The sequence below is a fragment of the Gangjinia marincola genome (assembly GCF_039523415.1).
Lineage (GTDB): Bacteria > Bacteroidota > Bacteroidia > Flavobacteriales > Flavobacteriaceae > Gangjinia > Gangjinia marincola.
The window spans coordinates 184,795-197,905 of the sequence record NZ_BAAAFG010000015.1 but is presented as its reverse complement, the minus strand read 5'-3'; the positions used below and the strand labels follow the sequence as shown (position 1 = coordinate 197,905).

Genomic DNA, 13,111 nt, shown 5'->3' with positions numbered 1-13,111 from the left:
TTTACGCTATATCCCCCAATCAAGTTGGGGGGATGCCGTGTAAACTTGCCCCGCAAAATGCGGGGTCCTTAAGCCAGATTCATCTACGATCAAAAATAAGTAAAATAACAAGAGCTAAGCAGATCGCTCCAACAAAATACTAACAGCGTTTCCACCAAAGCCTACAGCATTTACCATAATACGGTAAAGGGTTACGGGATAAGGTGATTCTCCTTGAAAAGGCACCGGAATAAACTCTTGATGTTCCATCATAAACAATGCCAGCTCTATGCTCAATACTCCAGATGCGCCAAATGTATGTCCTGTTTTCCACTTGGTAGAAGTACATAAGGGAATCTGATCTCCAAATACCTGTTGTATAGCTTTTGTTTCTGAAAGGTCTCCTTTCATCGTGCCTGGCGCATGCATCACAATTGCATCGACACTGTTCTTATCCAAGCCTTCCATCGCCATTTTCATCGAAGCCTGAAAACAGTCTGCCTCTGCCGAAATGGACACAGCGTGTTCCAAGGAGTCGACCGCATAACCTATTCCAATAATTTTGGCAAGTTGAGCTTGATTTGTTTCTCGTTCTAAACAAATACTGCCTCCACCTTCACCCAACACCATGGTATTTTGCTTTTTAGTGAAGTCTAGGCTTCGACAGGGATAGCTGTGATGATGGTGATTAGCATATAACTTCATTGCCTTCATTTGTGCCAGAGTGAACGGCGTTAGAGGGGCTTCACTCCCGCCAACTAAAAACTTATTTGTCATTCCTGATGTTATCCAGGCGATACCATTGAGAATTGCATGCAGGGCGGTAGAGCAGGTGATACTGTGAGAAATAACCGGTCCTCTAGCCTTTAAGTCCTGTGCTACCCAGGTAGCAATGTTTCCCAGTGTTGTCTGTGGGGAGCTTTGGGTTGGTGTCGCTCCTGTTAATATGAACGTCTTATGATAGGCTTCAAAAAGTGCTGTTGCTCCCCGTGAGGACCCTAGGTTAATTCCAAAATTATCTCTGGTATTCCATCCGGCTTGTTGTGTGGCTCTTCTTCCGGATAAAACTGCCATCAAAACAGTTTTATCTAATTTTTCGTAGTGTTTATTTTCATAGCGTAAAGCTTGTACCTGTTGATGAGCTTCCGCGTTAAGCGAACCTACAAAATCGCCTTCTAAAGAAGAAAAAAAGATTTTTTCCTGCTGATAGTTTTCCCATATTTCTTGAGGTTGAGACCCCAGATTGGAAAGTGATGAAAATCCTGTAATAGCAATAGGTTCCTTAAGCACACGTATGATTTTGAACAAAAATAAATGTTCTCATATCAAATAGATGACAAAAACCATCTAAATTGCGTAGCAACTTTACCTTTTTAAAATGTTCTAATTTTTTTCATAACCATAGCTACGGAGAAAATTTGTTTCAAAGTAAAAAAGGAAAATGTACAATCAAGTAAGTTTGTTTTTGGATTTTATTTAATATAAACTTGTTTATCAATTAAACGGCCACGTATGAATAATGATTTAATTACTCCGCCAAAAAGTTGGTGGTCAAGAAACTGGCCCTGGGTGGTGCCTGTAGGGGGATGCCTTACGGTTATCATTGCGGGCATAGTCCTTTTTGGGTCACTGATTTTTGGAGCAATGAATATGATGAGTGACAGTGAAGTTGTACAACAAGCCTTAGAAAAAGTCAATCAGGATGAAATAGCCTTAGAGCTATTTGGCGCACCAATTGAAATCAATGGAGTGGGAGGTAATTTTAGCTATATAAGCAAGAATGGTGTCAATACTGCAAAGATTACGTGTCCTATTTCGGGTCCTAAAGCAGAAGGTCAGATGCAGATAGATGCCATTAAAAAAGGAGAAGTGTGGGAATATACTACGCTAAAGATCTCTACAGAAGAGAGTGAGGTTGATCTCGCTGATTCAATATAGGATGATTTAAACACTCCTTAATCGCCTGATAAATAATGGTAAGTTGATCATTAGAAATTATATAAGGAGGCAATATATAAATCGTATTTCCTAACGGACGCAGAAAAATTCCCCGGTCCATAAAAAATTGAAATAACTGATTTCTTAAGTCCCCATATCGGGACATGTTAATATTGAGATCGATGGCATAAATAACTCCGCAGTGGCGGGTTTGTTTTACCATAGGGTGCTGCCTGATTTCCTGATCAAATTCTTGGTGAGAAGCTATGATATGTTTAATTCCTGTTTTGATAGGATCTGAAGTTAATAATTTTATCCCGGCCAGTGCTGCACGACAAGCTAATGGATTCGCCGTATAGGTATGACCATGAAAAAAACCTTTCCTTAGTTCATCATCGTAAAAGGCATCATAAATCTTTTGAGCACAGCTGGTGATCGCCATGGGCAGTAAACCAGCAGTAAGCGCTTTGCTCAAGCACATAATATCTGGTTTGTTCAACATGTGGTCTGAAGCAAAATGAGTACCGGTTTTACCAAATCCGGTCATCACTTCATCTGCTATAGTGATAACATCGTGTTCTTGACAGAGGCGAATCAGTTGACATAGTCCATCAGCATCGTGCATTTTCATGGCCGCCGCTCCTTGCACTAAAGGTTCATAAATAAAACCTGCAATGGCTTCGCTTTTTATGAGGTTTTCTAATTGTTGAAGTACTGCCTGATTATTCTCTCCTGTGGGAACCGAAATTCGTTTTACTTCAAGAAAAAATTCTTCAAAAGGTCCGTTATATATCGAAAGATCTGAAACCGACATCGCGCCAAACGTATCTCCATGAAATCCTTCTTCAAAGGCTACCAAAACAGTTCGTTTTTTACCTTGATTAAAGTGGTATTGTAACGCCATTTTAATAGCAATCTCTACAGATGTTGATCCATTATCTGAAAAAAACAATTTCTCTTGATTATAAGGTAAAATTCCGATTAGAGCTTCAGACAATTCAACTGCAGGTGCATGTGTAAAGCCGCTAAATACTACTTGATCTAAGCTTTGCATTTGTTCAGCAACGCTGCGAGTGATGTCCTCATTGCAATGACCATACACCGTGGTGTACCATGAGGATATAGCATCAATATATTTATTTCCCTTCTCATCCCACAGGTAAGCACCTTTTCCCTTTACCATAGCGAGCATCTCTCCAGAAGTTTTGTGTTGAGTAAGTGGATGCCACAAGTGCTTTTGATCTCTTTTTGAAAGACTCATGAACTAAGTTTCTGTAAATTTTTTCTCCAGCGCTCAGCATATTCAAGAACCACATGTGAATCAACATAAGGCTCATCATCTACTCGACCAATAATGGGTAGACCGGTCATTTTTTTGATAATATGCTCAGTGGTAGGATGTTCGTTACCGCTAAATATGATCCCGCGTACGGTTAACTTTCGTTGCTTGAGCGCCTCCACCGTTAATAGGGTGTGGTTAATACTTCCTAAATAATGCCTGGAGACAATAATGACATTATCTGTAGGCTTAATTAAATCTGTAATGGTTTCGGTTTCATTAAGAGGGACTAAAAGTCCGCCGGCACCTTCCACCACCAAATGGTTATTTGTTTTTGGACGATTAATGTCGTTTACGCTCAATGCGATACCATCAATTGTGGCAGCCGCATGAGGGCTCATGGGTGTTTGTAATTCAAATGCATTAGAATGTATTGTTGTTTTAGCATTTGAAATTAGTTTTTCAACGTGTTCTTTATCTCCATGTTCGATATCCCCAGCTTGTACAGGCTTAAAGTAATCGGCTTGGAGTGCTTCTGTAATGATCGCAGAAACTAACGTTTTGCCAACATCGGTTGAGATTCCTGTAATAAAAAAGGTGTGTTTGGTCATGTTCTCACAAAAGTAGCTAGTAACGATAGAACTGTGGCAATTTCTTCTTGCGTATTATAGGAGTGTAAGCAAAATCGCAGTCGTTCTTTTCCCTTGGGAACCGTTGGAGATAAAATTGGACTAACTTCAAAGTTATTACGTTGAAGGTAGCTGGCAGCCTCTTTTACTTCTTTATTCCCAGAAATGACAATAGTTTGAATGGCAGAGTTGCTCTGTATATAGACTCCCTGCAGCTTATTTTTTTTTATTTGATCCTGAAAGATTGCTATATTTTGATGTAGCTTTTGCGACGCTGCAGATGTTTCTAGTTTATGATATGCAGCTTTAATTGTTGCCAGCGTATGTGGCGGAAGAGCAGTAGTATAGATAAAACTTCGGGAAAAATTAATAAGGTAGGTAATTAAGTCGGCTGACCCCAAAACGGCTGCACCATGAGAACCAAGGGCTTTTCCAAACGTGATGATGCGAGCAAAAATATCCTGATGTAGATTGTAGTGTTGCACCAAACCATTATCAAAAACTCCCACAGCATGAGCTTCATCAACGACTAAATGCGCGTAATATTCATTACACAGCTTTGAAAACGCGACAAGATCTGGAGAGTCCCCATCCATAGAGAAAACAGATTCTGTAACGACGTATACTTCGACTCCGCTCAGTACGGGTACTTCGACTATGCTTATTGCAGGCTCTTCGATTTGGCTCAGTGTAAGCTCTTCAAAATTATCTTTTTCAAGGTTTTCAGTGTTATGATGAATTGATTTTTCTTGGATTTCTGTAGCAGTTGTAAGGTTAGTTTTAAGCCTAAATTTCTTTAGTTTACGCGCTAAATCTTCCGCATTATTATGCGAGAACTTATAGGATTTTGCGTTACTCATTTGGATACCATCGCGAATACTGGCGTGAATAAGTTCGTCATATAGAATGATATCTCCACGCTGCGGAACTGCTCCAAAAAATCCCAGGTTAGCATCATAACCCGAATTAAAAATTAATGTAGCATCAGCTTGATGTACTTTACTAAGATATTTTTCTACCTCATTATATAAGATGTGGTTTCCGCTAAGCAGCCTGGATCCTGTAGCACCATTTTGTACAATATCTTTTTTACGCAAAAGATGATGTGCCTTTTGTGCAATTTCCTTGTCACCAGAAAATCCCAAATAGTCATTTGAGCAAAAATCAACATGAACTGAGCGTTTTCCCAAAGAACGTAGGGCATCTTGCATGGTACGTTGGTCAATTTTACGTTGAAGTTTTTTAGGAAACATGGTAGGCAAATATACTAAAGACAGAAGCTATTTGATGACATCTTGTTTGAACGTAATGTGTTAAACTACTTGTAATTCGTTTGAAGCGGAAGAAAGAAAAATTAACTTTCCTCCATGCTCAAACAAATTGCGTCCCCCTTTGAAAAACTAATTAATTCTTCGGCACTAGGGAGTTTTTTACTGCTATTTGCCACGGTCGCAGCGTTAGTCTGGGCAAATTCTCCTTTTTCTGAAAGTTATAAGCATCTATGGGAAATGAAACTTTCTCTGGGATTTGAAGATACTCCCTACAACCTTTCAAAAACCTTACACCATTGGATTAATGATGGTTTGATGGCGATCTTTTTTTTATATGTGGGTCTTGAAATAAAACGGGAGGTATTAGCAGGTGAGTTAAAAACCTTTACAAAAGCGGCGCTTCCAATTTTTGCGGCGGTTGGTGGTGTAGTCATCCCACTAAGCATATTTTTTATTCTCAATGGAGGTGGAGAGGGGAGCGATGGCTGGGGAGTCCCATTAGCTACAGATATCGCTTTTACGCTAGGAATTTTACAATTATTAGGAGATCGTGTTCCTTTAGGATTAAAAGTATTTTTAACTGCTTTTGCCATTGTAGATGATATCATTGCCGTATTAATCATTGCGATATTTTATAGTGGTAATATTTCATGGATGTATTTAGGGATTGCCGGTGGTCTTTTACTGATTCTGGGAATACTGGGCAGAAAAAAATACTATTCTACGTTAATCTGGTTCGTAATAGGAATCGTTATTTGGTTTATGTTTTTAAAATCTGGGGTACACGCAACTATTGCCGGAGTATTAATTGCCATGACAATTCCTTCCAAAAGAAACAGCAAACTTGCTAATTTCTTTGACAACATTGAAAGTAGTATTAATACCTTAACCAATAAAGAAAATAAGCTTCAACAAAAAAATGTTTTAATGTCTGAGGAGGTTCACGCCTCTGAACGTTTGAGAAAACTTGGTAGTAAAGTAATCCCCCCCATGCAGCGGGTAGAACATCGCCTTGAAGATTATGTGTCCTATTTGATCATGCCGCTTTTTGCTCTTGCTAATGCGGGAATTATTATCAAGGCTAGTAGTATTGGTGAAAATATTCCTATTATTTATCAAATTGGTGTGGCGCTTATTGTAGGTAAAGCCATAGGAATTTCCTTGTTTTCATGGATAGCTGTAAAAACAAATATTGCCAAACTACCTCAAAATGTAAATTTCACTCAAATTATTGGAATTGCAGTATTAGGTGGTTTAGGATTTACGATGTCAATATTTATCGCGAACCTCGCGTTTGATGATGAGGCGTTATTGACAGCCGCTAAGTTTTCAATTTTAATTACTTCGTTTATTGCCGGGTTGACCGGTTTTCTAATTGTTAGATTTTCTTCAAAAAAAGGACAAGCAAAAAATGATCCTGAAGAAGATATTATGGGAGAAGAGGAGTAGAAATCAAACTTTTGTAAAGTCCATCTAACCGTATTTGCCTTGCAGAACTTGCAAGTAGAAGTTTAGTGTTAAGTTCTTTTGCAGTTGAATGTCAAACCTTAAGAATACCTCATTAAATAAAAAATCCCAATTCGGTGAAGAATCAGGATTTTACGGTACGCTTTATTTGTCTATTAATCTGCAAGGATAATAATTTTGTTGTCTTTTAATTCAATAACTCCGCCCTTAATGTCGTGCATTAACTGATCTCCTTTTTTTGTAAAAAGAGCTTCGTTCTCTTCGGTTAGGGTTATATTTCCTGAAACTTTTACGGTACCTTCATTCAACAATGAAATAATTGGCGCGTGGTTATTCAATAGTTGAAACTCACCATCCACACCCGGTACAGTAACCGAAGTTATTTCGGCACTTAATAAAACTCGTTCTGGACTTACAATTTCTAAATACATGCTTTTCAAGTTATGAGTCACAAGTTATGAGTTATGAGTAATTCTTAACTCATAGCTCTAACTCTAAACTAATTATTAGGCTTCAGCAAGCATTTTCTCACCTGCTTCAATCGCTTCTTCAATAGTTCCTTTAAGGTTAAAAGCAGCTTCTGGAAGATGATCTAACTCACCATCCATAATCATATTAAACCCTTTGATAGTATCTTTAATATCTACTAACACACCCTTAAGTCCTGTAAATTGTTCAGCTACGTGGAACGGCTGAGACAAGAAACGTTGTACACGTCTTGCGCGTGAAACAGCAAGCTTATCCTCTTCAGACAATTCTTCCATTCCAAGAATGGCAATGATATCTTGTAGTTCTTTATAACGCTGTAAGAGTTCTTTAACACGTTGAGCACAATCATAATGTTCATCTCCCAAGATATCAGCTGATAGAATTCTGGACGTTGAGTCCAATGGATCTACGGCGGGATAAATACCTAGTTCTGCAATTTTACGAGAAAGTACTGTAGTTGCATCAAGGTGAGCAAAGGTTGTTGCCGGCGCGGGATCTGTTAAATCATCTGCAGGAACATATACTGCCTGTACAGAGGTAATAGAACCGCGTTTTGTTGAGGTGATTCGCTCCTGCATCGCACCCATCTCTGTTGCTAATGTAGGCTGATAACCTACCGCAGAAGGCATACGTCCTAATAATGCAGAAACTTCAGATCCTGCCTGCGTAAATCTAAAAATATTATCAACAAAGAAAAGTACGTCTTTCCCTTGACCTTCACCTGCTCCATCTCTAAAATATTCTGCAATCGTTAATCCAGAGAGTGCTACACGTGCACGTGCTCCAGGGGGTTCGTTCATTTGACCAAACACAAAGGTTGCCTTAGATTCTTTCATGGCCTCTTTATCTACCTTAGAAAGATCCCATCCGCCTTCTTCCATGGAATGCATAAAGTCATCGCCGTATTTTATAATACCAGACTCCAGCATTTCACGCAATAAGTCATTTCCTTCACGTGTACGCTCTCCAACTCCTGCAAACACTGAAAGTCCGCCGTGACCTTTAGCGATATTATTAATCAATTCTTGAATCAATACGGTTTTACCTACTCCGGCACCACCAAAAAGACCAATTTTCCCCCCTTTTGAATAAGGTTCAATCAGATCGATGACTTTGATCCCGGTGAATAAAACTTCAGTAGATGTAGATAAGTCTTCAAATTTAGGTGCAGCTCTGTGAATAGACATCCCATCATCTCCTGTTTTAGGCAGGTTTGCCATACCATCAATTGCATCACCGGTTACGTTAAAAAGACGACCGTAAATATCATCTCCAATGGGCATTTTGATTGGTGCACCTGTTGCAACTGCATCTACTCCACGACTTAATCCATCAGTAGAATCCATTGAGATGGTTCTCACCGTATTTTCACCGATATGAGATTGTACTTCAAGCACCAAAATAGAGCCATCTTCACGTGTAATCTCTAATGAATCATAGATGTTAGGTAGAATAGCATTTTCTGCGTTGAATACAACATCAACCACAGGGCCAATAACTTGAGAAACTTTACCTGTAACTTTAGACATTATCTAATTCTTTAAGTATTCGTTTATTATCAATGTGTTGCGCGTGCAAATATGCGCTGATTTTTCGGCTGCAAAGATATGTTTTTAAATCGTATTTCTTATATCGGAAATTGATATTTTTTACTCAAGAATTTTTAACCTCTCAATGGTATAAAACACCGTTGAAATTTTGCATTAAAAAAAGCGCTTCTTTAAAGAAACGCTTTTCGTATTTGGTTGGTTAATGAAAAATTTATTGAAGTGTAGGAGAGTAGTTGGTAGGATAATTCCCAATATTCACAAATGATCCTGATGCTTCAAAATTTGTTCCGTAAGCTTTATCAATCGCTCTTAAGAATTCGTTTGCTAATAACGCGTACCCTCTGGATGTTGGGTGAACCCCATCTAATGAAAATGCTCCGCCGGTTACTAAATCTGAAGTCAACGTAAAACTACTACTTGCGCTTGTATCAAAATCATCGTCGTCATCATCCATGTCGAATCCTGTATAGGTTTGATTAAAGATTCCTTCCAAAATGCCATTAGCATCTACAAAGGCAAGTCCCGCCTGACTGGCGGCTGATTCTATCACGTTATTAAATGCTATGGTGGCATTCGCAATTTCGGTTTGCTCCTCTGGTGTAAGTACCCATCTATCCTCAAGTGGTACGGCAGTACCCCCTCCGGTTGCTAGGATTGAAGATACCGGAAGCACTAAAAGATCTTCAGCTGTTGCTTGTCTCAATTGAAGCAGTCCAGAAAATGCGGGATTTATAGCTCCTAAGTCTGTTAAATTTTCATCAATAATCACTACTGCATTCTGCCCTTCAGAGAAATTAATCAACCTTTTTTGAACCTCCTCTGCTGTAAATAATCCTGTTCCCTCTAATGCAACAAGGGCTTGTTGCAGTCCTCCGTTGTACGCTGCGTATCCTGTATTTAATGCATTTGCTGTTGCTGCATCTAAAGGCACTGCATTCCATGGCACCGTTGTAAAATGCGGAATAGTTGTTACATCCGGGATATTAGCTACGACACCTTTTGCGCCATTGGCTGTTAGAGAAGTTATCAGCTCCTCATATTCTAAACTAAACTCTGATTGATCAGTTATCTCATCTTCGTTTTCGTCCCCTCCAGCCAATGCATAACCCAAAACATCATTATTTCCAATCCAAAGAGAAAAGAATGTAGGCTGTTGTGCTAACGCATCTTCCAATACTGTTGAATTAGGACTAGATGCCATTCTAATAAAATAAGGATTGCCATCACCAATCCCTAATGCTCCGAGATTACCAAAATTTTCATTTGTCAAGTCCATAATCTTAGCACCTGGAACTCCCATGTTGTTAAAAGGACCAGTTGGAGGTTGTAGTAAATCTGTAGTTATTGTGATAGGGCCTATTACATCCTCAAGATTTTGCGGGGCACCACCAGTTGTAACTAGTCTTGGCCCTACAATTCGCGTTCCACCAACTGCCAAACCACCAAAATTATCATTAGTCAGCGGTTGGTTAAATCCCTGTCCATTTAACAAGCTAAATTGCGCTGATAATATATTAGGTAAGGAATTTTCTTGGGAAGCTATAAATAATGCGCCGTCACTAAATCCTGCTGTAAGCGAATTACCTAAGGAAACATAGGTAGAAAAATCAGCTTCTCCCGCAACAAGAGAAGGTCTTGGTTCTTGAACTTCTATAATGGGATCATCGTCTTCACAAGAATTAAAAACGGTAATTAAACTTATCCCGAGTATTATATATTTTAAATTAATTTTTATCATCTTAAAAGTTATTTATCGTCCATGAAACATAATACTGTGATCCAATAAAACCAGTTCCAAATGCGGTGAAGTATTCATCACCCAGTAAATTGGATCCTCCTAATTTAAAGGTAGACTTGATTTTAGGTACGGTATAATTAATTTGTGCGTCTACCACATTGAAAGAAGGGATTTGCCCGTCTCCAAAAGGAGATTGCCACAAGTACGTATCGCTCCATCTCCAGGCAACATTAAACCCAAAATTTGTAAATAAATCTGTATGGCCAAAAGAAGCTTTAACCTTATGCTCTGGCGTATTGAATTGCGGTCTGAATCCGGGATCACTCTCCTGATCAAAATCTAATTTTGCGTAGGTATAATTAGCTCCTAAATCAAAACCACCCAGTACTTTAGTATTTACTCCAATGGCTCCGCCATAGGAATTCACATCGGCTACCGAGTTAGTGTAGACTTGATATACTTGAAAATCTCCCAGGCCGATGGCTGTAAGCGCATCTGTTCCCGGATCGATTTCTCCATCACCGTCAGCGTCTACTGTGCCGTAGTAAGGTGCTAATACATTTAGTGCCGATAAGAAATCATCATATTGATTATAATATGCCGAAGCATCTACGGTAATTTTTCCTAATTTTCCTCTATAACCTAACTCAAAAGAAGTCACTTGCTCTGGTGTTGCCAGATTAGGATTACCTACTGTTAGCTGACCATCAGTTGACAAAAATGAGTTCCTGTATGCATTTGTTCCTGTAAGTTCAACAGAAGATTGCCCGCTTATGGCTTGACCTTGGGCACTAATGTCATCAAATATTCTTGACTCACGTTCAAGATTTTCTTCGGCACCACCAACTAGAATTGCTCTACCTACATCTAAACCAATAAATAAATCCTGTGTAGTTGGGTTTCTAAATCCTGTTTGGAAAGAAGCTCTGATGTTATGATTTTCAGCAATGGTAATTCCGGCAGAAACTCTGGGAGAGAAAAAACCATCAAATAATTCTGATTTGTCATAACGAACAGAACCGGTTAGCTTTAACTCTGCGGTGTCCCCTAAGTCCACATTTTTTTGAATTTGAGTATACACCCCGACTTCATTATAGTTAATAGGACCATCGGCATCAGTATAAATAGTTCCAAACGAATTGAGCTCATACTCTCTAAACGATCCGCCCACTTGAATTTCAGCAAAATCAATTAAATGACTAAAGTTGTAGTTTACATCTGCATGATACAACTTAGAATTATCCTGAAATCTAGATCCTGAACTCAAATCTGGATTGGCAATTACTTCATTAAAGGTTTGCTCAAACTCTGGTGTTCCAGGGATTAATCTACCTGTATCTGCTGCTTCACGCGCTAAGGCATGAGCCTGATCTTCGGTTGCACCGCCTAATGTTGCGCCAGCAAAAGTTTGGATATATTCACCGAACCATTGCTGATCGCTCTTCCATGCGCGGTTGATATTGATTCCTGTAAAGACCATATCATACGAATCTCCCGCTCTATCTTCGGTCACATACCCACGTACAAAGAAGTTGTCATTTCTAAACTCAAGTTTGTGCTGGGATAAAAAGAAATCACGTAGACTGTAGCGGTTGGCTCCCTGATAGATCGTTGATCCAGATCCAACTTTACCCTGATAGACGATCTCAAAGTCATTTTCCCAAGGTCTAAAATAAAAGCCCCAATCGACCTTTATACTTTCAGCATTATAATTTGTTAAATTTTCCTCATTATATCCTGTTCGACTTACCTCAACATCTGGGATAATTCCCAATCCTCCAGAGGCAGCTCTAATATTTGTCGCCACTTCATCACCATATACATTTATCCCATCGTAATTAATATCATTTTGACGTGTGCTTCCTGGATTTATTTTACCATTCTCGCTATTGGCCCACCAATCGGTTGCCGTTAGATAGCTAAAGTTGATTTTAGCAGCAAACTTTTCACTAAACTTATGTGCTGCACGAATACCCACATCAGTAAAGGGATTAGTCCCGGCAGCTTCCTGATCTGTAAATCCTTGTTTGAGATACACGCTCAATCCATCATCATCAAATGGATTTTTACTACGCATAAATAAAATCCCGTTAAAAGCGTTCGCTCCATATAATGCAGACGCTGCACCCGGTAGCAATTCAATGCTTTGTACATCAAGATCTGTCATCCCTAATAGGTTTCCTAGTGGGAAGTTAAGTGCCGGAGCAGAATTATCCATCCCATCGACTAATTGCATAAATCGTGTGTTGGCAAATGTTGCAAAACCACGGGTGTTGATGGATCTAAAAGTTAAACTATTAGTATTAATATCAACGCCTTTTAAATTTTCTAACCCACCATAAAAATCTGGAGAAGCAGTATTCTTTATTTCTTTTAACCCGAAACGTTCTACAGTCACCGGGGATTCAAAGATACGCTCTGGTGTCCTTGAGGCTGAAATTACTACCTCATCCAGTTCTGAACCTTCTTTTAAAATAATCGTAAGATCTTGATTGGCAGAGGTAACCTGAATGGTTTGTGATTCAAACCCTACACTAGACACCTCCAGCTCAACCGGAAGATTTTGTTCGATACTAAGGGTGAAAAGTCCATCAAAGTCGGTGGCTGTTCCTGTAGATGTACCTTTGATAATAACATTAGCACCTAGTATAGGTACCGAATTCTCATCTACTACTTTACCTTTAATAACTGTTTGAGCTACAGAGGCAAACGAAATAAGTAGTAGAGACAAAAAGTAAATTGCTCTCATATTTATGAATTAAATGAGCAAC

The 13,111-nt window shown here is 39.1% G+C and carries 10 protein-coding genes; 2 read left to right on the top strand and 8 right to left on the bottom strand.

The annotated features are described in order from the left end of the window. Positions 1-114 precede the first annotated feature (114 nt). A complete protein-coding gene (locus tag ABD000_RS08720) occupies positions 115-1,269 on the bottom strand; it encodes a beta-ketoacyl synthase N-terminal-like domain-containing protein (protein WP_343766099.1) in 1,155 nt (384 codons plus the stop codon). A 222-nt stretch (positions 1,270-1,491) separates the two neighbouring features. On the opposite strand from ABD000_RS08720, the gene ABD000_RS08715 reads away from it, so the two are divergent. Beyond that, positions 1,492-1,917, top strand: coding sequence for a cytochrome c oxidase assembly factor Coa1 family protein (locus ABD000_RS08715; RefSeq protein WP_343766097.1), 426 nt, complete (start codon positions 1,492-1,494; stop codon positions 1,915-1,917). Here ABD000_RS08715 and bioA read toward each other — a convergent pair. The 3 genes from bioA to ABD000_RS08700 are packed head-to-tail and all read right to left on the bottom strand — an operon-like array spanning position 1,877 to position 5,078. After that, positions 1,877-3,178, bottom strand: a complete 1,302-nt coding sequence (gene bioA / locus ABD000_RS08710) for an adenosylmethionine--8-amino-7-oxononanoate transaminase (protein WP_343766095.1) — start codon at positions 3,176-3,178, stop codon at positions 1,877-1,879. The two genes, ABD000_RS08715 and bioA, sit on opposite strands and share 41 nt — an antisense overlap. Next, positions 3,175-3,807, bottom strand: coding sequence for a dethiobiotin synthase (gene bioD, locus ABD000_RS08705; RefSeq protein ID WP_343766093.1), 633 nt, complete (start codon positions 3,805-3,807; stop codon positions 3,175-3,177). Before bioD ends, bioA begins: the two co-directional genes overlap by 4 nt. Beyond that, positions 3,804-5,078, bottom strand: coding sequence for an aminotransferase class I/II-fold pyridoxal phosphate-dependent enzyme (locus tag ABD000_RS08700; protein WP_343766091.1), 1,275 nt, complete (start codon positions 5,076-5,078; stop codon positions 3,804-3,806). Before ABD000_RS08700 ends, bioD begins: the two co-directional genes overlap by 4 nt. Positions 5,079-5,192: 114 nt before the next feature. On the opposite strand from ABD000_RS08700, the gene nhaA reads away from it, so the two are divergent. Next, on the top strand, positions 5,193-6,545 hold the full coding sequence (gene nhaA, locus ABD000_RS08695) for a Na+/H+ antiporter NhaA (RefSeq protein ID WP_343766089.1): 1,353 nt from the start codon (positions 5,193-5,195) through the stop codon (positions 6,543-6,545). Between the two features lie 173 nt (positions 6,546-6,718). Here the strand turns inward: nhaA and ABD000_RS08690 are convergent, their stop codons facing one another. From ABD000_RS08690 to ABD000_RS08675, 4 genes are all read right to left on the bottom strand, one after another. Next, positions 6,719-6,994: a F0F1 ATP synthase subunit delta/epsilon gene (locus ABD000_RS08690; protein ID WP_343766087.1), complete on the bottom strand. Its 276-nt coding sequence runs from the start codon at positions 6,992-6,994 to the stop codon at positions 6,719-6,721. 75 nt (positions 6,995-7,069) lie between these two features. Beyond that, positions 7,070-8,581 (bottom strand): F0F1 ATP synthase subunit beta, encoded by a 1,512-nt coding sequence (gene atpD / locus ABD000_RS08685; protein WP_343766083.1) that lies wholly within the window; start codon positions 8,579-8,581, stop codon positions 7,070-7,072. A 232-nt stretch (positions 8,582-8,813) separates the two neighbouring features. After that, positions 8,814-10,340: a G-D-S-L family lipolytic protein gene (locus ABD000_RS08680; protein ID WP_343766079.1), complete on the bottom strand. Its 1,527-nt coding sequence runs from the start codon at positions 10,338-10,340 to the stop codon at positions 8,814-8,816. A 1-nt stretch (position 10,341) separates the two neighbouring features. Next, the gene (locus ABD000_RS08675; RefSeq protein WP_343766076.1) at positions 10,342-13,089 is read right to left on the bottom strand and encodes a TonB-dependent receptor; all 2,748 of its coding nucleotides are present in this window, start codon (positions 13,087-13,089) and stop codon (positions 10,342-10,344) included. Positions 13,090-13,111: the final 22 nt, after the last annotated feature.